The 25,459-nt window shown below is 60.6% G+C and carries 27 protein-coding genes; 13 read left to right on the plus strand and 14 right to left on the minus strand.

What is annotated here, in order from left to right; translation table 11 throughout:
• Window positions 1-84 precede the first annotated feature (84 nt).
• Window positions 85-858, minus strand: a complete 774-nt coding sequence (locus tag AC5I5B_RS14455) for a FadR/GntR family transcriptional regulator (protein WP_020010510.1) — start codon at window positions 856-858, stop codon at window positions 85-87.
• A gap of 291 nt (window positions 859-1,149) precedes the next feature.
• Between AC5I5B_RS14455 and AC5I5B_RS14460 the strand changes: the two genes are divergently transcribed.
• On the plus strand, window positions 1,150-2,424 hold the full coding sequence (locus AC5I5B_RS14460) for a DUF3422 family protein (RefSeq protein ID WP_111833689.1): 1,275 nt from the start codon (window positions 1,150-1,152) through the stop codon (window positions 2,422-2,424).
• A gap of 62 nt (window positions 2,425-2,486) precedes the next feature.
• On the opposite strand, the gene AC5I5B_RS14465 is transcribed toward AC5I5B_RS14460, so the two are convergent.
• Window positions 2,487-3,386 carry a LysR family transcriptional regulator gene (locus AC5I5B_RS14465; RefSeq protein WP_003503202.1) on the minus strand — a complete coding sequence of 300 codons (900 nt, stop codon included), beginning with the start codon at window positions 3,384-3,386 and terminating at the stop codon, window positions 2,487-2,489.
• A 110-nt stretch (window positions 3,387-3,496) separates the two neighbouring features.
• On the opposite strand from AC5I5B_RS14465, the gene AC5I5B_RS14470 reads away from it, so the two are divergent.
• From AC5I5B_RS14470 to glcF, 3 genes are all read left to right on the plus strand, one after another.
• Window positions 3,497-4,930 carry an FAD-linked oxidase C-terminal domain-containing protein gene (locus tag AC5I5B_RS14470; protein WP_080865868.1) on the plus strand — a complete coding sequence of 478 codons (1,434 nt, stop codon included), beginning with the start codon at window positions 3,497-3,499 and terminating at the stop codon, window positions 4,928-4,930.
• A 241-nt stretch (window positions 4,931-5,171) separates the two neighbouring features.
• On the plus strand, window positions 5,172-6,386 hold the full coding sequence (locus tag AC5I5B_RS14475) for an FAD-binding protein (protein WP_111833688.1): 1,215 nt from the start codon (window positions 5,172-5,174) through the stop codon (window positions 6,384-6,386).
• Window positions 6,387-6,389: 3 nt separating this feature from the next.
• Window positions 6,390-7,691 carry a glycolate oxidase subunit GlcF gene (gene glcF, locus AC5I5B_RS14480; protein WP_060726046.1) on the plus strand — a complete coding sequence of 434 codons (1,302 nt, stop codon included), beginning with the start codon at window positions 6,390-6,392 and terminating at the stop codon, window positions 7,689-7,691.
• Window positions 7,692-7,915: 224 nt separating this feature from the next.
• On the opposite strand, the gene AC5I5B_RS14485 is transcribed toward glcF, so the two are convergent.
• Entirely contained in the window at window positions 7,916-8,575 is a 660-nt protein-coding gene (locus AC5I5B_RS14485) for an outer membrane beta-barrel protein (RefSeq protein ID WP_080865871.1), read from the minus strand.
• A gap of 264 nt (window positions 8,576-8,839) precedes the next feature.
• Window positions 8,840-9,619, minus strand: a complete 780-nt coding sequence (locus tag AC5I5B_RS14490) for a L,D-transpeptidase (protein ID WP_003503197.1) — start codon at window positions 9,617-9,619, stop codon at window positions 8,840-8,842.
• 237 nt (window positions 9,620-9,856) lie between these two features.
• Here AC5I5B_RS14490 and AC5I5B_RS14495 point away from each other — a divergent pair, with 237 nt between their 5' ends.
• Together AC5I5B_RS14495 and AC5I5B_RS14500 are read left to right on the plus strand one after the other, a co-directional pair.
• Window positions 9,857-10,486, plus strand: coding sequence for a DNA-3-methyladenine glycosylase I (locus AC5I5B_RS14495; protein WP_003503196.1), 630 nt, complete (start codon window positions 9,857-9,859; stop codon window positions 10,484-10,486).
• Window positions 10,483-10,929 (plus strand): hypothetical protein, encoded by a 447-nt coding sequence (locus AC5I5B_RS14500; RefSeq protein ID WP_087743401.1) that lies wholly within the window; start codon window positions 10,483-10,485, stop codon window positions 10,927-10,929. Before AC5I5B_RS14495 ends, AC5I5B_RS14500 begins: the two co-directional genes overlap by 4 nt.
• 15 nt (window positions 10,930-10,944) lie before the next feature.
• On the opposite strand, the gene AC5I5B_RS14505 is transcribed toward AC5I5B_RS14500, so the two are convergent.
• Window positions 10,945-11,988 (minus strand): YeiH family protein, encoded by a 1,044-nt coding sequence (locus AC5I5B_RS14505; RefSeq protein ID WP_065694890.1) that lies wholly within the window; start codon window positions 11,986-11,988, stop codon window positions 10,945-10,947.
• Window positions 11,989-12,069: 81 nt separating this feature from the next.
• On the opposite strand from AC5I5B_RS14505, the gene AC5I5B_RS14510 reads away from it, so the two are divergent.
• Window positions 12,070-12,987, plus strand: a complete 918-nt coding sequence (locus AC5I5B_RS14510) for a LysR substrate-binding domain-containing protein (RefSeq protein ID WP_026363679.1) — start codon at window positions 12,070-12,072, stop codon at window positions 12,985-12,987.
• A 210-nt stretch (window positions 12,988-13,197) separates the two neighbouring features.
• Here AC5I5B_RS14510 and copM read toward each other — a convergent pair whose 3' ends face one another.
• Genes copM through relB form a run of 5 tightly spaced genes read right to left on the minus strand, consistent with a single transcriptional unit; the run spans window position 13,198 to window position 15,321 of the window.
• On the minus strand, window positions 13,198-13,572 hold the full coding sequence (gene copM, locus AC5I5B_RS14515; RefSeq protein WP_111833687.1) for a CopM family metallochaperone: 375 nt from the start codon (window positions 13,570-13,572) through the stop codon (window positions 13,198-13,200).
• Between the two features lie 57 nt (window positions 13,573-13,629).
• Window positions 13,630-14,022 carry a hypothetical protein gene (locus AC5I5B_RS14520; RefSeq protein ID WP_236775528.1) on the minus strand — a complete coding sequence of 131 codons (393 nt, stop codon included), beginning with the start codon at window positions 14,020-14,022 and terminating at the stop codon, window positions 13,630-13,632.
• A 41-nt stretch (window positions 14,023-14,063) separates the two neighbouring features.
• Window positions 14,064-14,828 (minus strand): hypothetical protein, encoded by a 765-nt coding sequence (locus AC5I5B_RS14525; RefSeq protein ID WP_003503190.1) that lies wholly within the window; start codon window positions 14,826-14,828, stop codon window positions 14,064-14,066.
• A 6-nt stretch (window positions 14,829-14,834) separates the two neighbouring features.
• Window positions 14,835-15,104 carry a type II toxin-antitoxin system RelE family toxin gene (locus AC5I5B_RS14530; protein ID WP_003503189.1) on the minus strand — a complete coding sequence of 90 codons (270 nt, stop codon included), beginning with the start codon at window positions 15,102-15,104 and terminating at the stop codon, window positions 14,835-14,837.
• Window positions 15,088-15,321 (minus strand): type II toxin-antitoxin system RelB family antitoxin, encoded by a 234-nt coding sequence (gene relB, locus AC5I5B_RS14535; protein ID WP_003503188.1) that lies wholly within the window; start codon window positions 15,319-15,321, stop codon window positions 15,088-15,090. Before relB ends, AC5I5B_RS14530 begins: the two co-directional genes overlap by 17 nt.
• A 157-nt stretch (window positions 15,322-15,478) precedes the next feature.
• On the opposite strand from relB, the gene hisS reads away from it, so the two are divergent.
• From hisS to hisG, 4 genes are read left to right on the plus strand one after another with little or no spacing between them, the layout of a single operon-like run.
• Window positions 15,479-17,002, plus strand: a complete 1,524-nt coding sequence (gene hisS / locus AC5I5B_RS14540) for a histidine--tRNA ligase (protein ID WP_111833686.1) — start codon at window positions 15,479-15,481, stop codon at window positions 17,000-17,002.
• A gap of 4 nt (window positions 17,003-17,006) precedes the next feature.
• A complete protein-coding gene (locus AC5I5B_RS14545; RefSeq protein ID WP_111833685.1) occupies window positions 17,007-17,375 on the plus strand; it encodes a VOC family protein in 369 nt (122 codons plus the stop codon).
• Window positions 17,376-17,391: 16 nt separating this feature from the next.
• Window positions 17,392-18,519 carry an ATP phosphoribosyltransferase regulatory subunit gene (locus AC5I5B_RS14550; protein ID WP_111781269.1) on the plus strand — a complete coding sequence of 376 codons (1,128 nt, stop codon included), beginning with the start codon at window positions 17,392-17,394 and terminating at the stop codon, window positions 18,517-18,519.
• Window positions 18,516-19,208 (plus strand): ATP phosphoribosyltransferase, encoded by a 693-nt coding sequence (gene hisG / locus AC5I5B_RS14555; RefSeq protein WP_003503184.1) that lies wholly within the window; start codon window positions 18,516-18,518, stop codon window positions 19,206-19,208. The genes AC5I5B_RS14550 and hisG overlap by 4 nt, the downstream gene beginning before the upstream one ends.
• Before the next feature lie 62 nt (window positions 19,209-19,270).
• Here the strand turns inward: hisG and AC5I5B_RS14560 are convergent, their stop codons facing one another.
• The 4 genes from AC5I5B_RS14560 to groES form a co-directional block, all read right to left on the minus strand.
• Complete coding sequence (locus tag AC5I5B_RS14560; protein ID WP_003503183.1) at window positions 19,271-19,717, minus strand: DoxX family protein; 447 nt, start codon at window positions 19,715-19,717, stop codon at window positions 19,271-19,273.
• 156 nt (window positions 19,718-19,873) lie between these two features.
• Window positions 19,874-20,308 carry a hypothetical protein gene (locus tag AC5I5B_RS14565; RefSeq protein ID WP_003503182.1) on the minus strand — a complete coding sequence of 145 codons (435 nt, stop codon included), beginning with the start codon at window positions 20,306-20,308 and terminating at the stop codon, window positions 19,874-19,876.
• Between the two features lie 628 nt (window positions 20,309-20,936).
• Complete coding sequence (groL, locus tag AC5I5B_RS14570) at window positions 20,937-22,571, minus strand: chaperonin GroEL (RefSeq protein ID WP_003503181.1); 1,635 nt, start codon at window positions 22,569-22,571, stop codon at window positions 20,937-20,939.
• A gap of 74 nt (window positions 22,572-22,645) precedes the next feature.
• On the minus strand, window positions 22,646-22,942 hold the full coding sequence (gene groES / locus AC5I5B_RS14575) for a co-chaperone GroES (RefSeq protein WP_003494080.1): 297 nt from the start codon (window positions 22,940-22,942) through the stop codon (window positions 22,646-22,648).
• A gap of 369 nt (window positions 22,943-23,311) precedes the next feature.
• Between groES and AC5I5B_RS14580 the strand changes: the two genes are divergently transcribed.
• Window positions 23,312-24,160 carry a TIGR01459 family HAD-type hydrolase gene (locus AC5I5B_RS14580; RefSeq protein ID WP_031234240.1) on the plus strand — a complete coding sequence of 283 codons (849 nt, stop codon included), beginning with the start codon at window positions 23,312-23,314 and terminating at the stop codon, window positions 24,158-24,160.
• Window positions 24,161-24,207: 47 nt separating this feature from the next.
• Entirely contained in the window at window positions 24,208-25,188 is a 981-nt protein-coding gene (locus tag AC5I5B_RS14585; protein ID WP_035261003.1) for a bifunctional riboflavin kinase/FAD synthetase, read from the plus strand.
• The last annotated feature ends 271 nt before the right edge of the window (window positions 25,189-25,459 follow it).

A 25,459-nucleotide genomic window follows, 5' to 3' on the forward strand; every position in this document is an offset into this window, starting at 1 on the left:
TAACCCGATAAAAAGACCGAAGAGCACAAAAGGTTCCATCAAAAATCGAATAAAATGGATGGCGCATTTCGCAAGATGGTGTTTTCAGCCGCTGCGCTGCTGCTGTCGCAAACGGGAAATCCGGTCCCATTCCTGCGCCTGATGCGCCTTGGATGTCGTCTCGACGATGAAGTCGATATGGGCCTCCGCCGCCGCTCTTGCCGCTGCCGGATCGCCGGCGGCGATGGCGTCGTGGATGGCGATATGCTGCCTCAACACCTCGTCATGGGCGCCTGCGACGGTGAAGATGAGATGGCGATTGTAAAAAATGTCGTCGCTCAGAAGCCGGTAGCAGGAGCGTAGCGTGTGCATCAGCACGATATTATGCGCTGCCTCACCAATGGCATTGTGAAACTCCACATCGCCCGAAAGCTCCTCTTCGAAGCGGCCCGCCTCATGCGCCTCACGCATCCTGTCGACGATGGCGGCAAGGTTGCGCCGGTCCGGCTCTGTCGCCCGCTGTGCGGCAAGTTCGGCGGTCATTCCTTCGATATAACGGCGATATTCGAGGAAATCCCGCGTCGCCCTGCTGTGGCGGGTGATCAGTGCGCTGAGCGGGTCTGAAAAGACCGCGCCGACAATATCGGCGACATAGGTGCCGCCGCCATGTCTGCTCACGAGAAGGCCGCGGGTCTCAAGCTCCTTCAGCGCTTCCCGCAGGATCGGGCGTGATACATCCAGCTTCTGCGCCAGTTCCCGTTCGCCCGGCAGCCGGTCGCCATCCCGCAAGATGCCGTCGAGGATCAGTTCCTCAAACCGCAGCACGACCTCCTGCGATGTGCGGCTGTGCTCGATGCGCGCAAAAAGCGTTTCGTCCATCGCAGAAGTCTCCGGCGAGATGCCGCCCCGTATTTGATGCCGTGCAAAGTACCAGCGAAGCGTCGCACTGGTCAAATATTCTATCCAGTTCTTCGTGTGCCTTTTCCTGCCTGCGGCAACACGGCATCTGCCCTTTGAAACTGGCTTTTGTTAAAGCAGCAGCTGGACAGGGTGATGATGGCGGATTCTTCCGCCAGATGGATCAAAACAATTACATTGGCTTCGATTGCGGTGTTTTCATTGCGATCGATGGCTTAGAAATCCGGGACAAGAAGCGGGGACGATATCGCAATGGCCAAGGGTAGATTTGCATTCGCAAGCGCGCCGGAAAGGTCGCTGGCACTGGGCGAGGTGCATGCGCGGCCGACCGTGCTGCTCGCCCCATCGCGCATCATCATCCAGCTCGCCTTCATGATGGATGGCGGCTCGGCCGTGCATCACTCGGTCATCGCGGAAATGTCGCGCAGCCGTGGTGTCGCACCACCGGAACGAGATGCCCGCCACCATGCCATGCCCTGGGGGCAGGGGACTCTTCGCTGGGAGCGGCATACCGAGTTCTCGACCTGGTTCTGGGATGGCCCCGCACCGGAAAAATTTGGCGGCGAAATCGCGGGCGATCCCTTCGGCGACGGCTTTTCGCCACCCGGCTCGCTAATCTCGGGCGTGCGGCTGGAAATCCGTCCTGAGAACGGTGTCACCTCCCAGGCGGAAGCGATGTTCGAACCGACCAGCCTCTGTCACAGCGATGTGCGCGACGGGCAGGCCGCTATCCTCACCGATTTCCGCCAGGATCGCGACGGGCTGACGCAGATATTGGTGATCGACCGGGGCCTCACCGATTACAGCCGCGGCGCGCTGGTGCAGCGGCTGCTGGATATCGAGACCTACCGCACGCTCGCCATGCTTGGCCTGCCGATGGCGCAGACGCTGTCGCCGGAAATCCGCCGCATCGAGGATGGTCTGACCGGCATCACCCAACGCATGAAAAACGGTGCGCGCGACGAGGCCGATGCGCTGCTGGCGGAGATGACCCGGCTTGCGGCGGAACTCGAAGCCAATGCCGCGCTCAGCCTCTATCGTTTCGGCGCCAGCCGCGCCTATGACGGCATCGTGCGCGAACGCATCCGGGCGCTGGCGGAAACGCCGGTGCAGGGCCATGAGACCATGGGCAGCTTTCTGGAACGGCGCATGGCGCCCGCCATGCGCACCTGCCAGTCGGTGGAGGAGCGGCAGGCCAACCTGTCGCGCAAGCTCTATCGCGCCACGGCTCTGGTTCGAAGCTGGATCGATGTGGAACTGGAGCGGCAGAACACGGTGTTGCTCAACACCATGAACAAACGCGCCGCCATGCAGCTTCGCCTGCAGCAGACGGTCGAAGGCCTCTCGGTCGCCGCCATCTCCTATTATGTCGTCGGCCTCATCGGTTATCTCACCAAGGCGATCAGCCATGATGTGCTTCCGGTTGATCCGGCCGTGGTCACCGGTATCTCCGTTCCCGTCGCCGTGCTTGGCGTGTGGTGGGTCGTGCGCCGCATCCGCCGCTCCCATGCAGAGGGCGGGCACTAAGGGACCACCTAGTCTCCCTCATTCCTGTGCTTGTCACAGGGATGAGGAAGGCGGCGGCGCCTTCAACCCTGCTCCCAATAGGGCGAAGGCCCATAAAGTCCGGCCAGATAGTCGATGAACAGCCGCACCTTCGCGGGTAGGAACTGCCGGCTCGGATAAACCGCCGACAGCGTGACATTGCGCGATCCCTCATAACCGGGCAGCACTTGTACCAGCTTCCCGCTGCGCAATTCATGGCCGATATCCCAGGTGGAACGCAGCGCAATGCCAAGTCCTGATATCACCGCCTCGCGGATCACTTCGCTCGAATTGGTGACCAGCATTCCCTCCGGCCGGATGCTGAGCGCACCGCCCGGCCCCTCCAGTCGCCACACGTCGTTATTGTGCGCCGGCAGGCAGCGGTGTTTCTTCAGATCCTCGATTGTCGCCGGCATGCCGTGGGCCGCCACATAGTCCGCCGAGGCGCAGAGCACGCGGCGCACCGGCGCCAGACGGCGGGCGACGAGGCTGGAGGAGTTGAGATCGGCAATACGGATAGCCAGGTCGTAACCACCCTCGATGATATCGATGAACTCGTCGCTGAGCACCAGATGGACCGAGAGGTCCGGATGCCGCTCCATGAATGTCTTCAGATGCGGCGCGATATGCATGCGCCCGAAGGAGGTGGGTGCGGAAACCTTCAGTGTGCCGTTGACGGTGTTGGCGCGGCCGGAGACGAAATCCTCCGCTTCCTCCAGCCCTTCCAATACGGCCAGCACCCGCTCGTAAAAGCCCTGTCCCGCTTCGGTCAAAGAAATCTGCCGCGTGGTGCGCTGGAAAAGTCGTGCGCCGAGCTTTTCTTCCAGCCGCTTGATGCGCTTGGAAATGACGGCGGGCGAATAACCAAGCTCCTTGGCGGCAAGCGACATGCTGCCGGAGGCGGCAACGCTTGCGAAGACTTCCAGATCGCCCAGATTTGTCATAGTTGCCCTTGATTGTTTCCGGAATGGAAAAAATCCATATCATTTGATTGCGCCGTTTCAAAGTGGTAAAGAAACAATACCAGTTGGTGAAATGGCATGGAGGAGGGGCGGTGACACAGCCGATAAAGTTTCTGGAGCCGCGCGCGAAGGTGGTCGCAGATCGCGACCGCATCATAGCGGATCTCAAGGATATTCTGCCGGCGGACTGTCTTGTGCACGAGCCGCGCGAACTCGTGCCTTTCGAAACCGATGCCTTTGTCTCTTATCGCCGCCTGCCGCTTGCCGTGGCGCTGCCGAAGACGACCGAGGACGTGGCGGCGGTGATGAAATATTGTCATCGCTACGGCATTCCAGTCGTGCCGCGCGGCGCAGGCACCTCGCTTTCCGGCGGGGCGATCCCGCAGGAGGATGCGGTGGTGATCGGCCTTTCGAAGATGAGCGCGATCCTTGAGCTTGATTTTTACAATCGCACGGCGCGGGTGCAGGCGGGAGTTACCAATCTCTCCATTTCCGATGCGGCCGGCGCTGAAGGCTTCTTTTATGCGCCTGATCCCAGTTCGCAGCTGGCCTGCACCATCGGCGGCAATATCGGCATGAATTCCGGCGGCGCGCATTGCCTGAAATATGGCGTCACCACCAATAATCTGCTCGGCGTGAAAATGGTGCTGGTGGATGGCACTGTTCTCGAATTGGGTGGCAAATATCTCGATGCCGGCGGTTACGACCTGCTCGCCCTCGTCTGCGGCTCGGAAGGCCAGCTCGGCATCGTCACCGAGGCGACGGTACGGCTGATCGCCAAGCCGGAAGGCGCGCGCCCGGTGCTGTTCGGCTTCGAGACCTCGGAAGAAGCGGGCTCCTGCGTGGCCGATATCATCGGTGCGGGTATCATCCCTGTTGCCATCGAGTTCATGGACAAGCCGGCCATCGAGATCTGCGAGGCCTTCGCCAAAGCGGGATATCCGCTGGATGTCGGCGCGCTTCTGATCGTGGAGGTCGAAGGCTCCGAGGCGGAAATGGACGCCATGCTTGCCGATATCGTCACCATTGCCCGAAAACATGGCGTGAAGACGGTGAAGGAATGCCAGTCGGCCATGGAGGCTGCGGCGATCTGGAAAGGCCGCAAATCCGCCTTCGGCGCAACGGGCCGCATCGCGGATTATATCTGCATGGATGGCACGGTGCCGCTTTCCCAGCTTTCTTATGTGCTGAAAAAGACGAGCGAGATCACCGACCGTCTCGGCCTGCGCGTCGCAAACGTCTTCCATGCCGGTGATGGCAACATGCATCCGCTCATCCTGTTCAATGCCAATGATCCTGAAGACGCGGCCCGCGCGGAAGAGGCAGGCAATGAAATATTGAAGCTCTGTGTGGATGCGGGTGGCTGTTTGACCGGCGAGCATGGTGTGGGCATCGAAAAACGCGATCTGATGCGCCACCAATATGGTGAGGCCGATCTTGCCCAGCAGATGGCGGTGCGCGCGGCTTTTGACGAGGGTTGGTTGATGAATCCTTCCAAGGTGTTTCCGCTGGAGGGGAGGGAGTGATGGGTGTGAGTTTTATGGTCTCTGTGGGTACGGCTCTCCCCCCTCTGCCCTGCCGGGCATCTCCCCCTCAAGGGGGGAGATCGGCAAGACGCCCGCGCATCGCTTCATTCGCAGCGTTCGAGAGTGGAGTGAGAGATCGCCTCGATTCGATCTCCCCCCTTGAGGGGGAGATGCCCGGCAGGGCGGAGGGGGGTATCCCTTGCGAAAACTTCGCTGTCCCATGCCCGGAGCCCGCAACCCCATGCTGACGCCGTACGCAGAAACCCAGGTCGCCGATATCATCCGCGACCACGCGACCCGAAGAATCCCGCTGAAAATCTTCGGCGGCAATACCCGCTCCGGTTTCGGCAATGCCGTGGCGGCGGAAACCGGGCTGAGCTCCCGCGCAATGGCTGGCATCGTTTCCTACGTCCCCGCCGAAATGGTCATGACCGTCAGGGCCGGCACGCCACTTGCCACCATCGAAGCCGCCCTTGCACAAAACCGGCAGATGATGGCCTTCGAGCCGATGGACCACCGCCCGATCATGGGCACAGAAGGTGAGCCGACCATCGGCGGCGTCTTTGCCGCCAATGCCTCCGGCCCGCGCCGTTATGTGGCGGGTGCCGCCCGCGACAGCCTGCTCGGCATCCGTTTCGTCAATGGCAGCGGCGAGATCATCAAGGCCGGCGGCCGGGTGATGAAGAATGTCACCGGGCTCGACCTGTCGAAGTTCCTTGCCGGATCTTTCGGCACGCTCGGTTTTCTCACGGAGGTGACTTTCCGCGTATTGCCGAAACCGCCTGCGGAAAAAACCGTGGTCGTTTCCGGTCTCGACGATGAGGCGGCGACACGCATCATGGCCGCGGCGATGGCGCTGAGCGTCGAGGTCTCCGGAGCGGCGCATCTGCCCGAAAGCGTGCGTTCCCGCTTCATCGATGGCGACCTGCCGGAAGGTCCGGCGACAATTCTGCGGCTGGAAGGGCTCTCCGCCTCGGTGGAAGCGCGCGCCCGTAAACTCCTCTCCGTCATGGACCGGGTCGGGCCATGGGCGCTGCTGGAGGGCGAAGAGAGCGGGCTTTTATGGCGGCAGGTGTGCGATGTTGCGCCCTATGCCGGTCAGAATACCAAGCCGCTGTGGAAAGTCTCCGTTGCACCTGCCGCCGGCCACCGGCTCGTCGCTGCGCTACGCATGGAAGCGGGCATCGATGCCTTTTATGACTGGCAGGGTGGTCTTGTCTGGATGCAGATGGAGGCGGACCCGGAGGCCGCTTTGCTGCGCGGCGCTATCAAGGCGCTGGGCGGCGGCCATGCCACGCTGGTGAGGGCAAGCGATGCCGTGCGCGCCACTGTGGCGGCCTTCGAACCGCGCCCGGCGGCGGAGGCCATCCTGTCTGCACGTATCAGGGAAAAACTCGATCCGGCGGGCATCTTTAATCCCGGCAAGATGGCCGTAACGATGCAAAGGGCGGTCTGAACCATGCAAACATCCTTCACGCCGCAGCAACTGGCCGATCCGCATGTGGCGGAATCCGAAAAAATCCTGCGCAAATGCGTGCATTGCGGTTTCTGCACTGCCACCTGTCCCACCTATGTGACACTCGGCAACGAGCTGGACAGCCCGCGCGGCCGTATTTACCTCATCAAGGACATGCTGGAAAACAGCCGCCCGGCCGACCGTGAGGTCGTCACCCATATCGACCGCTGTCTTTCCTGTCTTGCCTGCACCACCACCTGTCCCTCCGGCGTGGATTACATGCATCTTGTCGATCATGCCCGCGCCCACATCGAACAGACGTACAAGCGCCCGTTCATGGATCGGCTGATCCGCAATCTTCTGGTCGCGGTTCTGCCCCATCCCACCCGTTTCCGGCTGGCCTTGCAGCTGGCAAGGCTGGCGCGGCCTTTCGCGGGCCTGCTTGCCAAAGCCCCGGCGCTAAAACCGCTGCAATCCATGCTCGCTCTCGCCCCCGCTGCTGTTCCTGCGGCCTCCGCCTCCACCCGTCCGGGAGAAAGACCGGCCGAGGGCGAAAAGCGCGGGCGCGTCGCCATCCTTACCGGCTGCGCCCAGCCGGTGCTCGACCCCGGTATCAATGAGGCAACGCTGAGGCTTCTCGCGCGGCTTGGCATTGAGGTTGTGGTGCCGAAGGGCGAGGGCTGCTGCGGCTCGCTGGTGCATCATATGGGCCGGGAGGAAGAGGCGCTCGCTCAAGCAAGGCGTAATGTCGATGTCTGGACCCGGGAGATGGAAAATGGCGGCCTTGACGCTATCATCATTACCGCGTCGGGTTGCGGCACCACCATCAAGGATTACGGCCACATGCTGCGGCTTGATCCCGCCTATGCGGAAAAAGCCGCGCGGGTTTCGGCGCTGGCGAAGGACATCACCGAATATCTCGCCGGTCTCGATCTGCCGCAAAGGCAGAGCCAGGGCCTGACGGTTGCCTATCATTCCGCCTGCTCCATGCAGCACGGCCAGAAGATAACGCTCGCACCGAAACAGCTGCTGAAGGCGGCGGGTTTCATAGTGCGTGATCCGGCGGAGGGGCATCTCTGCTGCGGCTCAGCAGGGACCTACAACATCCTGCAGCCGGAGATTTCCGGCAAGCTGAAGGCCCGCAAGGTGAAGAACATCGAGGCCACACGGGCGGATGTCATCGCCACCGGCAATATCGGCTGCATCACGCAGATCGGAACCGGCACTGATATGCCGATCCTGCACACGGTGGAGCTGCTGGACTGGGCTTATGGCGGGCCGAAACCGGCGAGGCTTTCGGTTTAGAGCGCCGTTTGCCGATAAGGCAGCGATCCGGAATGACGGCGCGTGACGATAGGTTGGGGCCGGTGCGCCTTTCGGAGGCTTCTCCTCATCCCTGTGCTTGTCACAGGGATCCAGCCAGCCCAAGGACTTGGGCTGAAAGGACTCTCCCCGCCGCGCAGACGCGCGCGACGGCTGGATTCCTGTGACGAGCACAGGAATGAGGGAAGAGGGTGGTTACTCCGATACTAGAACTTATACGCCACGCCGAAATTCACCGCATTGGTAATGATATCGGTCTTCAACGAGCCGCCATTGTCGATATCGACGTCGACGAAGGAATAAGTGCCCTTATATTCCACGAAGGTCGACCAATTGTCGGTGATGCGGTAGCTGAGGCCGGCCTGCGCCTGCAGGGTTGCGCCGCCGAACTGGTATTCGAAGGTCTTGCCCGAGGGACGATATACTTCCACATGCGGCACATTGATGCCGACGCCGGCGCCGACGTAAGGGGTGATCGGCAGGGATTCCAGCGGAAAGCGGTAGAGCGCGTTCAGCGTCAAAAGGTTCAGGCCGTCGGTGAATTCGAAATGCGACCAGCCGGAGCGGGCAAGCGTCTGGTCGTCGGCATAGACCTTGTCATGGGTGAAATCGAGCGAAATACCGAAATTCCGGAGCTGGCCCTCATCGAACCAGTAGGTGCCGCGCACGCCCCAATAGGGCGGGTTGGAAAAGGACTTTCCTTCCCATCCGGCCCGGAAATCCGGCCCGTCGGAAACCTTCACATCGCTGTGCGGCGCGCTTTGCCAGCCGCCGTAACCGGAAATTTCAAGTTCGCCCGCTATTGCGGCAGAGAAGGAAACGCCGCTGCAGAGCAGGGCGCAAACAAATAAAGTATGGCGCGACATGAAGTGAATCCAGATTGATATCAGTAATTCACCAAAGCGTTTTTTGATAACATTTGAATGACAGAAACGAAAAACGGGCGGTCTATTGACCACCCGTTTTAAGGCCGTTCCGTCATCCCCCTGAGAGAGGTCCGGCGCCTGGCGTCCCCCGCCAAGTCTCAATTTCATTGAAGTGAGCCGGATTGTACCGCTGCAAGGCGGCAATTCAAGCGGATACGCCGCCATTCCGGCCCTGCAGCGGCCGGAATGACTGAACCGTTGCCATCATATCACTATGACCCTGGTTCCCACATTCACGCGCTCGTAAAGATCGGTGACATCCTCGTTGCGCATGCGGATGCAGCCGGAGGAATTGTTGCTGCCGATCGTCCAGGGCTGATTGGTGCCGTGAATGCGGTAAAGAGTCGAGCCGAGATACATGGCGCGCGCGCCCATCGGGTTGGCCGGGCCGCCTTCCATGAAGGCCGGCAGGTAATGTCCCTTGGCCGCCTCGCGGGTGATCATTTCCTTCGGCGGGGTCCAGCTCGGCCACTCTGCCTTGCGGGTCACCTTGTGGGTTCCGGCCCATTCGAAACCGGGCTTGCCGACGCCGACGCCGTAACGCCGGGCCTTGCCATCGGCGAGCACGAGATAGAGGAAGCGGTTCGGCGTATCGATGACGATGGTGCCGGGCTTCTCAGCGGTGTCATAGTTCACGATCTGCGGCAGGAATTGCGGCGCGATCTGGGTGCGCACCGGTGCGTTCGGGCGGACGGCGGCATTCTGCACCCGTGCCGGGCGCTGCGATGTGACGCCGGAGCTGGGTCGCTGCGGCATGGCGGCCGCCTGGCGCTGCTGGAACAGCGGCTGGCGTGCGGCAGGCGCGCGCGGATAGACCACGGGTCGAACATTGCCGCGGCCACCGAGCTGGGTTACCCAAGGGGCAGAAAGGTCCGGGCTGACGACGACGGGCGGACGCTCGCGATAACGCTCATTGGCCATGGCGGCCGGGACGGCGAGGGTGGAAACGAGGCTCAGCGCCAGAAAAACGGACTTCATCGGCATCGGGTGGACTCTCTCTGCGGGATGTCGCAACTATGAATTTGCGGGACTGTTCGTCCGCTTTGCCGGACACGTTCGCACCTCGACGCCAGCGAATCGTAAATGGCTGTTCATTAAAAAGCGCTTGATTAGGGAAAGCTGGATTTAAGGTTAGCGCCCGGTTTTGAAACGTGGTGAATGAGTGGTAAGCGCGCAGGTTCACACCGCTTGCGAGCGGTAGCGAAAGGGATTGTCGGCACAATGAGCGAAGCGGGACTTGAAACGGGCGCGGATGGCCTTGTGCGGTGTTTCTGGCAGCAGGGGCTGGAAGATTACAGCCGTTATCACGACGAGGAATGGGGTTATCCCGTCACCGATGATCGCCGCCTGTTCGAGAAGATCTGTCTGGAAGGTTTTCAGTCCGGCCTTTCCTGGCTGACGGTTCTGCGCAAGCGCGAGGCTTTCCGTCTTGCCTTCGCCAATTTCGAATTCGAAAAGGTGGCTGAGTTCGGCGAGGCCGATATCGAGCGCTGCCTTGCCGACAAGGGCATTATCCGCCATCGCGGCAAGATCGTTTCGACCATCAACAATGCCCGCCGCGCCGTGGCGCTGCGCGACGAATTCGGTTCGCTCGCGCGTTATTTCTGGGGTTTCGAACCCGCTGCCGCAGAAAGGCCGCAAAGGCTCGACTATGCGACGTTAAGGGCCAACCCCACCAGCGCCGCCTCCACTCGTCTTTCCAGGGATCTGAAGAAGCGGGGCTGGACTTTCGTCGGCCCGACGACCGTCTATGCATTCATGCAGGCCATGGGTATGGTCAACGATCATATCGAAGGCTGTCATTGCCGCCAGCCGATAGAGGTCATGCGGCGGGAGTTTGTACGTCCATGAAGGTAACCTCCCTTCTCCTGGCTCTCACCATGGTCGTGGCCGCCGTGCCGCATTCCTCCTTCGCCGAAGAAGGCCGCAATGTCGACGGCATCTGGCTGGATGACGGCGAAAGGCTGAAGGAAGTGGCGCTGCCACCGGCCGGCCCGCTGAAGCTTGACGGCTGGACGCGGCGCGGGCGCGGCGATGTCTATCGCCTGAAGGTGAAGGCCGGGCAGACGGTGAAGATCGAGCTTGCCGCCTCCAGCGAATTCGTCCTGATGGCGGTCTTCGATTTTTCGACGCCGGATGAGGATGCGATCTTCTTCAGCGATTCCGAAGGCAAGGTCGCGACGCTGACGCCGAAGGCGGATACGGAATGGCTGATCCGCCCGACGCTTATTCTGGGATCACCGCGCCGTGGGCTGGGCGCGCACTACACGTTGACGGTCAGCACCGGAAAATAACGGCCCGCCTTTTGTTCAGGCCGCCTGGGTCAGCACAATCAGGCCGAAACTCAGAACACAGAGCAGCACGAGTGACAGGCTGGCGGCGATGATGACCTTGCCGCCGGCATGGCGCAGGCTGCGGATATCGACCGAAAGGCCCAAAGCCGCCATCGACATGATGGTGAGGATGTTGGAGAGCGAGGCGACGGGGCCGATCAGAGCCTCGGGAATAAGGCCGAAGGACCGGGCCATGATCATCAGCACGAAGCCGATGATGAACCACGGAACCATCTGCTGCAGCTTCAGGCGTCCCTTGTCGGACCGGCCGTGGATAACGGAGAGGGCAGCGATCACGGGCCCCAGCATCAAAACGCGGATGAGCTTGACGATGGTGCCGGTCTGCACGGCGATCGCGCCGAGCGGGGCGGTGGCCGCCAGAACCTGCGGCACGGCATAGACCGTCAGGCCGGCGAAAATTCCGTATTGGGTGGCATCGAGACCCAAAAGCTGCGGCAGGAACGGCATCAAAAGAACGGCGGCGACGCCGAGAACCGCGGTAAAGGCAATCGAGGCGGCAACATCTTCCGGCTTGGCGCCAATGGCGGGCGCTGCGGCGGCAATGGCGGAATTGCCGCAGATGGAGTTGCCGCAGGCAATCAGCGTCGCGAGCTTGGGTGGCAGGCCCAGCATTCGTCCGGCCGCGTAGCTCACGACCAGCGACAGCGCGACGATCAGCGCAATGCCGCCGATCAGCAAGCCGCCTGCGCCTTTGAGGATGGAAAGGCTCAGGGATGCGCCAAGAAGCGCCACCGCGATTTCGAGCAGCGTCTTGGCGCTGAACTTTATACCGGCCGAAGCGACGGCAGGCAGAGACACCAGCGAACGCAGCAGCGTGCCGATCAGAATGGCGAGCACAAGATCGCCAAGCCATGCGTGGCCCGCAAGCCGCACCTGAAAGCGCTCCGCCAGAATGGCGGCGCAGCTGACCGCCGCGCAGATGAGAATTCCCGGCAGAAGCGGGGTAAGCCAGCGGAGCGAAAACTGAAAGGGATGAGCGAGGGTGCGATGTTGTGCCATGGCCAGACAATGCCGCAGCCGCCTGTTTTATTCTATCAAATAATATGGCATATATTATTCGATAAAATCGAATGAATGATCATGACCTTTGAACAGCTCCGCATCTTCATCGCCGTTGCCGAACGCGAACACCTCACAAGGGCCGCAGAAGCCATCGGTTTGACCGCCTCCGCCGTCAGCTCCGCCATCAAGAATCTCGAAGCATTTTATAATGTCGAGCTGTTCCATCGCGTCGGCCGCAACATTGAATTGACCGAAAGCGGTCGGGTTTTTCTGGGTGAAGCCAAGGCGACGCTGGCGCGTGTGCGCAATGCGGAATTGATTCTCTCCGAAATGGGCGGGCTGACGCGTGGTGAAATCACCGTCTGCGCCAGCCAGACCATTGCAAGCTACTGGCTGCCGCCGATCCTGATGCAGTTCAAGAAACTCTATCCCGGCGTGACCGTGCGGCTTGATATCGGCAATACCAAGACGGTGACGCAGGCGGTGCTTGACGGTCTGGCGGAGGTCGGTTTCATCGAAGGCAGGATTGATGAGCCGGCTTTGATGGTGCAGCCCGTCGTCTCCGACAAGCTGCTGGTCGTCACCGGTTCGGCCCACCCCTTTGCCGATGGTCGTTACCTCACCGCGCTCGATATGCTCTATGGCACCTCCTGGGTGCTGCGCGAACAGGGCTCCGGCACCCGCTCCGCCTTCGAGGCGGCCGTGCGGCAGATGGGGGTGGATCCCGCTGAACTGTCCGTCATGCTGGAACTGCCGTCCAATGAGGCGGTGGTGATGGCGGCGCGTTCCGGGGGCGCCGCCACGGCGGTGTCCGCCTCAGTGGCATCCCTGTTCCTGCGGCAAGGGTTGCTCGTCCGCGCCGGCATCGATCTGCCTGCCCGCAACTTCGCTTTGCTGCGTCACAAGGAACGTCACACCAGCCGGGCCGCGATGGAACTGGAGCGCCTCAGCCGGGCGGCGTCGGAGGATTACAAGGCCGGCCTTGCGGGATTGTAGCAGAGTGGCGAGTGGCACCGTTGGCATGGGAAGGCCGCCGCCTGCTTCTTCTCCCCGCCGGGGAGAAGTCCGCGGCAGCGGGATGAGGGGGCGACGGTCGAAATATTCGGAGAGCTTGCCCCCTCATCCGACCCTTCGGGCCACCTTCTCCCCGGCGGGGAGAAGAAAAGGGGAGCGCCGCAACCGGCGTTCCCCATTCGTCAGCATCAATCACTTGCCTTTGGACTCCAGCCAGGCCTTCATCATGGCGATCTCGCCTTCCTGCGCCTTGATCACCTCTTCAGCCAGCTTGCGGATTTCCGGATTCTTGCCGTATTCTAGCTGGACCTTGGCCATATCGATTGCGCCCCGATGGTGCGGGATCATGCCGCGCACGAAATCGACATCGGCATCACCGCTATAATCGATGGCCATATCGCCATGCATTTTCTTGCTGGCTTCCATGAAGGCCTTGGTGGAAGCGCTGTCGCTCATCGTGCCTTTTGACATGTCATGTCCGGCATGGCCGCCCGCATCCTGTGCAAAAACGGGCATGGCGAGAGAGGCTGCGAAAGCGACGGCGAGCGTCATGGTCTTGATAGACATGGATTATCCTTCCTGTGTCTGACGGATTTTTCGATGGTGGTCTGAAAAAATCTGCGGTCAGGCGCGGGGAGGCGGCAGCGGCGGGGCGAAAGCCTTGCCGTCGAAGGCAATGCCGCGTTGCGGCTTCGGATAGGCAAACGTCATGCATCCGCTATCGGCGAAGATGGTTCGTGGAACCACGATCAGGCACGCGGCGCAGGAACCGGGATGGGCGGCATTGTCACCATGCGGACAGCAACCGCCCGTTTCCGCTTTATGGGCCGCATTCTCCGCGTGTTTTTGAGAGCCGTGGTCCCGATCATCTGCATGATGCGAATGGGCATCGTCGTGTTTCATCGGCGATTGTGAGGAAGCCGCCATGCCCGTCGGCATGCTCATCGCCATCTGCGCCGGCATTGCGCCGTAAAGCAGGCAGGCAAGGAACATCAATGTGCGGACCACCTGGGACATGGCGTGAATTTACCGCGGAAATTATGGAATAAGCATGACGATCAGGTGAGTTCGCGCGCAATGACGTGATGCACGATGCGGTAATCCCTGCTTTCCTCGCCAAACGGGGCAAGCGGCCATTCCCATGCGGCGGCGGGCGCAGGAAGCTCGATGCCATGCAGCAGGTCTTCGTGCTGGTGCAGATTACCATCCTTGCCGATGACGTCGAAGGAGGTGTCGGTTATCAGGCAGGCCTTGCAGGGCAGGCCAGCCAGCGCTTCCAGATGGGTGTGAATGAGCTTCGGCAGAAGATCGTCCGGGGCATCTGCGATCTTTTCCCGCTCCAGCCGGTGGCGCGCACCGGTGCCGATCTGTGACAGGAGATTGGCCGATACCACGAGATCGAGATAGGGCACCCGCCGCAGGAAATCGAGCGGTTCGGCCGGCCGGCCGGCGAGAACATCGTCAAAACCGGAAAGATCGCGACTGGCGATGCGGACATTCTTTTTGGCATTGAGGCGCAGCTTTGCCTGCACGCTGGCGAGATGCACCAGATCGACCAGCACGACGGTATCGAACATCGCCACCAGCGCATCATAGGGCACATCGCGCAACAGGCCCGAGCCCAGCACCACCGCCGTTCGCCGCTGCTTCAGCTTTCCGGCCGATTGCAGCACGAATTGCCGGCTGTTGTTTTCATGCTCTGCCCAGGCGTTGGCGCAGCGGTTGGCGCGCGCCCAGAGGTTGACGGAATAGCGTATATGCGGCCGGAATTCTTTCGGCGTGACCGCGCGTGTGGCGGCATATTGCAGGGCTTCGAGGATCATGAATGCCTATCGGTAGATTTCACGGCGATGGCCGATTTCGACCACCAGCACGACGAGCTTGTGATCCTGTATATCGCAGATGATGCGGTAATCGCCCACCCGGTAGCGCCAGAAATTTCCGAGTTCGGAGCCTTGAAGGGCGGCGCCGGTCCTTCGAGGGTTGCCATCTCTGGCAATGCGGTCCGTCAGAAAAGAAACGATGCGATTGGCATCGCTTTTCGTCAAAGCGCCCAGTTGCTTGACGGCAGCGCGCTGAAACTCAATTTTCCAGATCAAGATCACGCATCACTTCTTCCAGAGTATAGGTGCGTTCTTTATTGGCGATGCGCTGCCGCGTCGCCTCCTCCGCAAGATAAAGATCTTCCATATCCTCGATATGTTTCTCGATCGCCTCGCGGATGTAATAGGCGGATGTGCGGCCGGTGCGCTCGGAAAGCGCCTTCAGCCGCTCATAGGTCTCATCAGGCAGGCGGATGGCCGTCTGTTTGCTCATGGGTCGCGTCCTTCCCGATCCGAATTGGGATACATGTATCCCATATAGCACCGCCTGGCTGCGTGAGCCAGCAAAACCGGAGCCTTTGCGGCTTGCCGCACCGGGCTTCATCCTCTAATACACCGGCATAATTTCAGGAAAATATCGGATCGGCCCCATGAGCGAAAAAGCAAAAAAGCCTCAGAAACTGAAAGCCCGCCTGCCGCGCGGCTTCGTGGATCGAACGGCTGCCGATATTCATGCCGTGAATGAGATGATCGAGAAGATCCGCAAGGTCTATGAGCTCTACGGCTTCGATCCGGTGGAAACCCCGCTGTTCGAATATACCGATGCGCTCGGCAAATTCCTGCCCGATAGCGACCGTCCGAACGAAGGCGTGTTTTCGCTGCAGGATGACGACGATCAGTGGATGAGCCTGCGCTACGATCTGACCGCGCCGCTCGCCCGTCATGTCGCGGAAAACTTCAACGAAATCCAGCTGCCATACCGCACCTATCGCGCTGGCTACGTGTTCCGCAATGAAAAGCCCGGCCCCGGCCGCTTCCGGCAGTTCATGCAGTTCGATGCCGATACGGTGGGCGCCGCCGGCGTGCAGGCCGATGCCGAAATGTGCATGATGATGGCCGATACGCTGGAAGCGCTCGGAATCAAGCGCGGCGATTACGTCATTCGCGTCAACAACCGCAAGGTGCTTGATGGCGTCATGGAAGCCATCGGCCTCGGCGGCGAGGAAAATGCCGGCCGTCGTCTGAATGTGCTGCGCGCCATCGACAAGCTCGACAAGTTCGGTCCTGAAGGGGTGAGGTTGCTGCTCGGTCCCGGTCGCAAGGACGAGTCCGGTGATTTCACCAAGGGCGCGGGCCTTGGCGAGGAGCAGATCGAAAAGGTCCTGTTTTTCGTCGGCATCAAGGACTATACGGCAAGCGCCGATGATCTGGCGAAACTGGTTGCGGGCACCTCGAAAGGCGCGGAAGGCGTTGATGAACTGAACATCATCGGCGCTCTGGTCTCCGGTGCCGGTTACGATGCGACGCGCATCAAGATCGACCCCTCCGTCGTTCGCGGCCTCGAATATTATACCGGCCCGGTCTATGAGGCCGAGCTGTCCTTCGATGTCACCAATGAAAAGGGCGAAAAGGTCGTGTTCGGCTCGGTCGGCGGCGGCGGGCGTTATGACGGTCTCGTCTCGCGCTTCATGGGCCAGCCGGTTCCGGCCACGGGCTTCTCCATCGGTGTTTCGCGCCTGATGACGGCGTTGAAGAACCTCGGCAAGCTCGGCCAGGTCAAGCCGCTCGCACCGGTTCTGATCACCGTCATGGATGGCAATGTGGAAAGCATGGGCCGTTACCAGCGCTTCACGCAGGCGCTGCGCTCCGAGGGCATCCGTGCTGAAATGTACCAGGGCAACTGGAAGAAATTCGGCAACCAGCTGAAATATGCCGACCGTCTCGGCTCCCCCATCGCCATCATCCAGGGCGGTGACGAGCGTGCCGAAGGCGTGGTCCAGATCAAGGATCTGATCGAAGGCAAGCGCCTCTCCGGCGAAATCGAGGACAATGCCAGCTGGCGCGAGGCGCGCGTGGCGCAGGTCAGCGTGCCGGAGGCCGAACTGGTGGCGAAGGTCCGCGAGATTCTGGAGCATCAGGCAGAGGACGTTCGCCGCGCCGCCGAAGGGCGCTGAAGCCATGGCGATCCTTGCGCTCGACCATGTTCAGCTGGCGATGCCGGCGGGCCGCGAAGATGAGGCGCGTGCCTTTTATGGCGGCCTGCTTGGCTTTGCGGAGCAGGTCAAACCCGCTAATCTGGCCGCGCGTGGCGGATGCTGGTTTACCTGCGGCCCGATAAAGCTGCATCTTGGCGTTGAGCAGGATTTCCGGCCGGCGCGGAAAGCCCATCCGGCCTTTCTGGTCGATGATCTGGTGATCTTGCGAAAAACACTTGAAACTGCGGGCTGCCATGTGATTGAGGATGAGCCGTTTGAAGGATATCACCGGTTTTATGTCCATGATCCCTTCGGAAACCGTATCGAATTGATGCAACCGCTCGAACCGTGACGAAAAGTACCGTTTCATGCCCCTGATCGACATGCCGGAATTTTCCGGAGAGCTACTGGAAGAATTCGCCGCGCGCCGCACGAGCCGGGTGAACACGCCCGTCATCCAGCCCGCCGAACCGTTTCTGGATATGGCCGGCGAGGATTTGCGCCGCCGTATCTTCATGACGGAGAGCGAGACGGGGACGAGTCTTTGCCTTCGCCCCGAATTTACCATCCCGGTTTGCCTGCGCCATATCGAGACGGCGACCGGCACGCCGAAGCGTTATTCCTATCTCGGCGAGGTCTTCCGCCAGCGCCGTGAGGGTGCGAACGAGTTTTATCAGGCCGGTATCGAAGACCTTGGCGATACCGATATTGCCGCTGCCGATGCCCGTGCCGTCATCGATGCGACCGGTATTCTGCAGCGCCTGCTGCCGGGCCGGGCGCTTGCCGTCACGCTGGGTGATCAGCAGGTGTTCGAGGCGGTGGTTGCCGCCCTTGGACTGCCGCTCGGTTGGCAGAAGCGGCTGGTGCAGGCCTTTGGCGATATGGCGCAGCTCGACGCGCTGCTGGAAAGCCTCGTGCATCCCAAGCCGATGACCGGTCTTGATGCCCGGGTCGCGGGCCTGCTGGCGACTGGCGACGAGGCGGTGCTGGTCGATTATCTCGATACGGTGATGCAAGAGACCGGCTATTCCACCAATGCCAGCCGTTCGCCGCAGGAAATCGCCCGCCGTCTGCGGGAGAAACTGGCGCTTGCGGCCACCCGCCTGCCGGATGATAGCTTCGCGCTGCTCAAGCAGTTTCTGGCCCTGAAAGCGCCCCTGCCGCAGGCTTCGCAGGTTCTGGCTGATTTTGCCGCAAAGGCGAAGCTGAAACTTGACGGCGCGCTTTCCGCTTTCGACAAACGTGTCGCAGCCCTTGCCAATGCCGGTGTCGATCTTGAGACCGTCACCTATGGCGCGGCCTTCGGCCGTCCGCTCGATTATTATACCGGCCTTGTTTTCGAGGTGGTGGAAGCGGGTGGAGACAGCGTTCTGGCCGGTGGCGGCCGTTTCGACCGGCTGCTGACGCTGCTCGGCGCACAGGAAAAAATACCGGCTGTGGGTTTTTCGCTCTGGCTGGATCGCATCGAAGCGGTGCGGGGGAGCGACAAGCCATGATCACCATCGCATTGCCCTCCAAGGGCCGTATGAAGGAAGACGCTTCCGCCGTTCTGGAACGCGCCGGATTGAAGGTCGCGGCAGTCGGCAACGACCGCTCCTATCGCGGCCGTATCGAAGGACGGGACGATATCGAGATCGCCTATCTGTCGGCCTCCGAGATCGCCCGCGAGATCGGCGCGGGCACGGTGGATTTCGGCGTGACGGGTGAGGACCTTGTGCGCGAGGGACTGACCAATGCCGATGCGCAGGTGGAATTCTGCGCCCGCCTCGGTTTCGGTCATGCCGACGTCGTGGTCGCCGTGCCGGAAATCTGGCTGGATGTGGACAGCATGGCCGATCTCGGCGATGTCGCTTCGGAATTCCGCGCCCGTCATGGCCGCAGGCTGGCGATCGCCACCAAATACTGGCGGCTGACGCAGCAGTTCTTTTCGCGCCAGCACGGCATCCAGCTTTACCGTATCGTTGAAAGCCTTGGCGCGACCGAGGGTGCGCCGGCGGCGGGGCAGGCGGATATCATCGTCGATATCACCTCAACCGGTTCGACGCTGAAAGCCAATCATCTGAAAATCCTCTCCGACGGCATCATTGTCCGTTCGGAGGCCTGCTTTGTCCGCGCCCGTAAGCCGGAGCACGATGGCGATGCAAGGGTTGAGGAGATCGCGTCGCGCATAAGAGCGGCGGTCTGACGCCAGACAAAAAAAGCCGCCGGAGCGATCCGGCGGCTTTTTTGTTGGTCGATCTATCTGGCTCAGGCGTGGGCCACAGCCGCGCCGCGCTTTGCGTCGACGGAGTAGGCGCCAGCGCCGAAGGCGGCAAGCAGGATGTAAGCGCCGGCAAGCGTGATGTTCTTCACCATCATGATGCCGTTCAGCGTGTTGATCCAGCCAAGAGCCGGCTCAGGCCAGCCGGGAACGGCAACGGTGCCGCTGTGGAAAACCAGACCGGTGAAGACGCAGAAGACGGCAAGCGCCCAGGCGGCGATTTTGGTCTGGAAACCAGCGAGAATGGCAAGACCGGCAACGAGTTCGAACAGGCCTGCGACATAGGCAAGCGCGGTTGCGGCGGGCAGGCCGGCGCCGGTGATCATGCCGGCCGTGCCGGCCGGATCGACGAGCTTGCTGAAGCCCGAAGTAATGAAGATGAAGGAAAGCAGAATGCGGGCGATGAGAACGAGAACGTTCTGGCTGCTGGACATGGATATCTCCGGTAATTGATCGGCGTGTTGCCGGTTGATCTGCAGGGCAATGTCTGGAGACATCAATGTCGGAAAATCACTCATCCATAAAGATGAACAACAGAAGACAAATTGTCTTCATTTTGTGAACGGTGGATGGCATCGCTGCAAAAAGCCTTAGGCGGCGAAGCGAATATCCTCAAGACGCGGAAACAGGAAAAGCCCTGATATGCGCCCTTGCTGGCCGTCTTCGAAGCCGGAAGATTCACCCATGCAGATGACCGGCTGCCGCATTGCCGGCAAGATGGAGAGGCCGGTTGAAAAACAGAAACGTGAGGGCGCCGTGGAAACCTGCTCGAAAAGTTCCAGCACGCGGGCGTGGTCAGCGCGGTCGTAACAGCGGACAAGGCTCAGCAACCCGCACTCGCCCGGCGGCAGGCCGTGCATGAATGATGCGTGTTCGCCGAGCCGGATGACGCCGCTCGAAAGATCGCTGCTCCACTCCTCCGAAATGAAGAAATGCGACATGGTCCGGGGATCGGGCGTGGTCGTCACCGCCGTTGGCAGAGCATCGTTGCGTCTTGATATTTCAAACAAATCGCGCCCCCGCATGAACACGTGCCAGCGCCGCCATTTCTAGCGCCACTGCCAGGTTGAACCTTTACCGCCACCCGCAGTCGAACGTGTTTGCCAAGCATCGAAACCCCTTCAATGCTCGCCGCCCAGTCGCGGAACCCTTACGGGGGCTGACTTATAGTTTATTTTCCCCTACCTACAACAACCAGTCAGTGAGAAAATCAAAAATATTATGTATTTCTTCTTCAAAATCGCGAGATTTGCGAAAAAGCACAACTAAATAGCGCACTTATAAGCCGGTCCGAGTGGAAATCAGGCCCGTATGGGGTGGTGATTCGCTCATGGCGCTGCCGCATTATTGCATGGGATGGCAAAAAATAGCCGGATAAAATCACGGCTGTTCCAAAACGGGACAATATTTGAGCGCTTCCGCTTTCGGCCTTCAGAATTATGCAACCGGTTGATTTTATTAGGCATCTCTCGCAAGAGAGACGACGTCCTCCTCGGCCTCGTGCCGAGGATCTAATCACGTCGCGGGAAATCAATCGGTTGCAGATCCCCGGGACAGGCCCAAAGATGACGCCCCTTTCGTCAAACGTGCAGGGACGGCAAAGAAAAAGGGCGGTCCGAAGACCGCCCTTTCTTATTCCAGTGACAGGACTGATTAGAAGTCCATGCCGCCCATGCCGCCACCGGGCATCTGCGGCATTGCCGATTCCTTCTTCGGAAGCTCGGCGATCATGGCTTCGGTGGTGATCAGCAGCGAAGCAACCGAAGCTGCGTTCTGCAGAGCCGTACGTACAACCTTGACCGGGTCGACGATGCCGAGCTGGATCAGGTCGCCATATTCGCCGGTCTGGGCGTTGTAGCCGTAGTTGTCTTCGTTCTTGTCGAGGATCTTGCCGACAACGATGGAAGCTTCGTCACCTGCGTTTTCTGCGATCTGGCGAACCAGAGACTGCAGAGCCTTACGCACGATGTTGATGCCGGCTTCCTGGTCGTCGTTTGCACCCTTGACGGTGATCTTCGTGGAAGAACGCAGCAGGGCAACGCCGCCGCCCGGTACGATACCTTCCTGAACAGCAGCGCGCGTCGCGTTGAGAGCGTCGTCAATGCGGTCCTTCTTTTCCTTCACTTCAACTTCCGTCGAACCGCCAACGCGGATCACGGCAACGCCGCCAGCGAGCTTGGCAAGACGTTCCTGCAGCTTTTCGCGGTCGTAGTCGGAAGTGGTTTCTTCGATCTGCGCCTTGATCTGGGCAACGCGGCCTTCGATGTCGGACTTCTGGCCTGCGCCGTCAACGATCGTGGTGTTTTCCTTGGAGATCGAAACCTTCTTCGACTTGCCGAGCATGTCGAGGGTAACGCTTTCGAGCTTGATGCCGAGGTCTTCGGAAATGACGGTACCACCGGTCAGGATGGCGATGTCTTCCAGCATGGCCTTGCGGCGGTCGCCGAAGCCCGGAGCCTTGACGGCAGCGATCTTGAGGCCGCCACGCAGCTTGTTGACGACGAGCGTTGCAAGAGCTTCGCCTTCTACGTCTTCAGCGATGATGACGAGCGGCTTGCCGGTCTGAACGACAGCTTCGAGAACCGGCAGCATAGCCTGGAGGTTCGAAAGCTTCTTTTCGTGCAGAAGGATGTATGCGTCTTCGAGGTCCGCAACCATCTTTTCCGGGTTGGTCACGAAGTAAGGCGACAGGTAGCCGCGGTCGAACTGCATGCCTTCGACGACTTCGAGTTCGGTTTCAGCGGTCTTGGCTTCTTCAACGGTGATGACGCCTTCGTTGCCGACGCGCTGCATTGCTTCAGCAATGTCGAGACCGATCTGACGCTCGCCGTTTGCAGAGATCGTGCCGACCTGTGCAACTTCTTCCGAAGTGTTGATCTTCTTGGCCTTGGCCTGAAGGTCCTTGACGACTTCTGCAACGGCCAGATCGATACCGCGCTTGAGGTCCATCGGGTTCATGCCGGCAGCAACTGCCTTTGCACCTTCGCGAACGATGGCCTGGGCCAGAACGGTCGCGGTGGTGGTGCCGTCACCAGCGATGTCGTTGGTCTTGGAAGCGACTTCGCGAACGAGCTGTGCGCCCATGTTCTCGAACTTGTCTTCCAGTTCGATTTCCTTGGCGACCGAAACGCCGTCCTTGGTGATGCGCGGAGCGCCGAAGGACTTGTCGATAACGACGTTACGACCCTTCGGGCCGAGGGTGACCTTCACTGCATCAGCGAGAATGTCGACGCCCTTGAGCATCTTTTCGCGCGCTGAGCGGCCGAATTTGACTTCTTTGGCTGCCATTTTCAAAACTCCTGGTTTCGAACGGCCGGAATGGATCCGGCTTGAAATTTAAGGAAACGATGGGTTCGGCGAAATCAGCCGATGATACCCATGATGTCGGCTTCCTTCATGATCAGAAGGTCTTCGCCGTCGAGCTTGACTTCGGTGCCCGACCACTTGCCGAACAGGACGCGATCGCCAACCTTGACGTCGAGAGCGACGACCTTGCCGGCCTCATCGCGAGCGCCGGAACCGACGGCGACGATTTCGCCTTCCTGCGGCTTTTCCTTGGCGGTATCGGGAATGATGATGCCGCCCTTGGTCTTTGCTTCGGATTCAACGCGACGAACCACGACGCGATCGTGAAGCGGGCGGAAATTGGTGCTTGTCATTGCCTAATCCCTCGATCAAATGACTGCGCGAGCTTTTGGAACTCGCCTGATGGGTGTTAGCACTCTCCTTTATCGAGTGCCAGCGGAACCGAGATAAGGAGGGCGTCTGCCGGAGTCAAGAACGCCCTGTCTGAAAAATTTCATGGCTTATGGTTATCAGCGTTCCATGACAGAAATTTCCCATGTGCGGATGCGCGCCATGACGACATTCTTTTCGCGCGATGCGCGTCGCATCCATCTGCGGGACATTTGTGTTCATGCTGCGTCAGGCGGGGCCGAAGACCGGTCACGCACCGCTTTTTTCCTTGCCATCGGCGTCCCGCTTTGCGATGTGACGCTCACCCTCTTCTCGCATCCGGAAAGCATCTCATGGCCCACCGCATTCTCACTCTCGGCGAAATCACTGATGGGTTCGACGTTATTCTTTCGGATGTCTGGGGCGTGCTGCACAATGGGGTGAGCGCCTTTCCGGATGCGGCGGTTGCGCTGCGGGAAGCGCGCAAGGCTGGCAAGACGGTGGTGCTCATCACCAATTCGCCGCGTCCCGCCCCCGGCGTCATCGCCCAGCTTCGCGTTCTCGGCGTGCCTGATGAGGCCTATGACCGCATCATCACCTCGGGCGACGTTACCCGTGGTCTGATCGCGGAAGGCCCGAAAAAGGTCTTCCTGCTCGGCCCGGAACGGGACATGCCGCTGCTGGAAGGTCTCGATGTCGAATGTGTCGGCGAGGCGGAAACGGAATCCGTGGTCTGCACCGGCTTCTTCGACGACGAGACGGAGACGCCCGAAGACTATACCGAAATGCTCAAGGGCTTCATTGCCCGCAAGGTGCCGATGATCTGCGCCAACCCCGATCTGGTGGTGGAACGCGGCGAGCGCATCATTCCCTGCGCCGGCGCCATGGCCGCCTATTACGAACAGCTCGGCGGCGAAGTCCGCATTGCCGGCAAGCCGCATGCGCCGATCTATGAAGCCTGCTTAGCTGCGGCCAGGGAAGTGCGCGGCGCCTTCGCCAAGGATCGCGTGCTCGCCATCGGTGACGGCATGCCGACGGATGTGAAGGGCGCGATTGCGAGCGGTCTCAACCTTCTCTATATCAGCGGCGGCATTCACGCTGCCGAATATACGCTGAACGGCCAGACGGACGAGGCGCTTCTCAACGCCTATCTCAAGGGGCAGGGTGCTGCTCCCGGCTGGTGGATGCCCCGTCTCGCCTGAGGATATCTCGCCTGAGGAATAGCTGGCGCAGGAATGGATCGATTGCCATGACCGTCTTTCACCGCAATGAAAAAAAGGAGCCGCTGCCGGAAGCTCTTCGTGGCGGCGTCATCGCCATCGGCAATTTCGACGGCGTGCATCGCGGCCACCGGGCTGTGCTGGATCGTGCTCTGGAACTGGCGGAAGCCCGTGGCGTTCCCGCGCTGGTGCTGACCTTCGAGCCGCATCCCCGTTCCGTCTTCCGTCCCGACACGCCGGTGTTTCGCCTCACGCCCGCGCCTTTGAAGGCGCGCATCCTTGAGGCCATCGGTTTCCGCTCCGTCATCGAATATCCCTTCGACCGGGAATTTTCGCAGCGCTCGGCGGAGGAATTCGTTCAATCCATCCTGGTCGACTGGCTTCATGCCAGCGCCGTCGTCACCGGCTTCGATTTCCATTTCGGCAAGGGCCGCGAAGGCGGCCCGGCATTCCTGATGGAGGCCGGCAAACGCCATGGTTTTGACGTGACGCTGGTGGATGCCTTCCGCGACGAGGGTGCGGATGTCGTCTCCTCCAGCCGTATCCGCTCGCTTCTGTGCGACGGTGATGTGGCAGGCGCCGCAGGCCTGCTCGGATACCGCTTCACGGTGGAAAGCGAGGTCATCGGCGGCCAGAAGCTGGGGCGCACGCTGGGTTATCCCACCGCCAACATGGCGCTCGCCCCGGAAACGGAACTGAAGGCCGGCATCTATGCCGTGCGGTTCCGTCGCCCCGATGGTTCTATCCACGATGGCGTGGCAAGCTTCGGTTATCGTCCGACCGTCACCGAAAACGGCGCGGCGCTGCTCGAAACATTCGTCTTCGATTTCTCCGGCGATCTGTACGGCGAGGTCTGTTCGGTCTCCTTCTTCGGTCACCTGCGCGATGAACTGAAATTCGATGGCCTCGATCCGCTCGTCGCCCAGATCAGGCGCGATGAAGAAGAGGCGAGAGCGATGTTATCGGGCGTGCGCCCGCTCAGCGCGTTGGATGCGAAGATTGCGTTTTGATCTGATGAGACCTGTCAGCCCATATTCCGGGCTATATTGCCGTCGCTTTTCTCTTCCTTTTTGCCGGAAAACCGCATAAACAACCGGCCATGTCCCAATACCGGTTGAAGTTTACAGTTCAGATTGGCCGAATTATTGGCCCGGCCTTCCGCCCGCTCTGACGAGCCGGAAGGTCCGGGATTTTGGCGCTTGTCATGGCATTTGTCATGGCGCTTTCCGTATTTGCCCCTCTTTGAAATTGAGACGGCGCGACCGACACGGCGCGCAACAA

This window comes from Agrobacterium sp., from assembly GCF_059499945.1.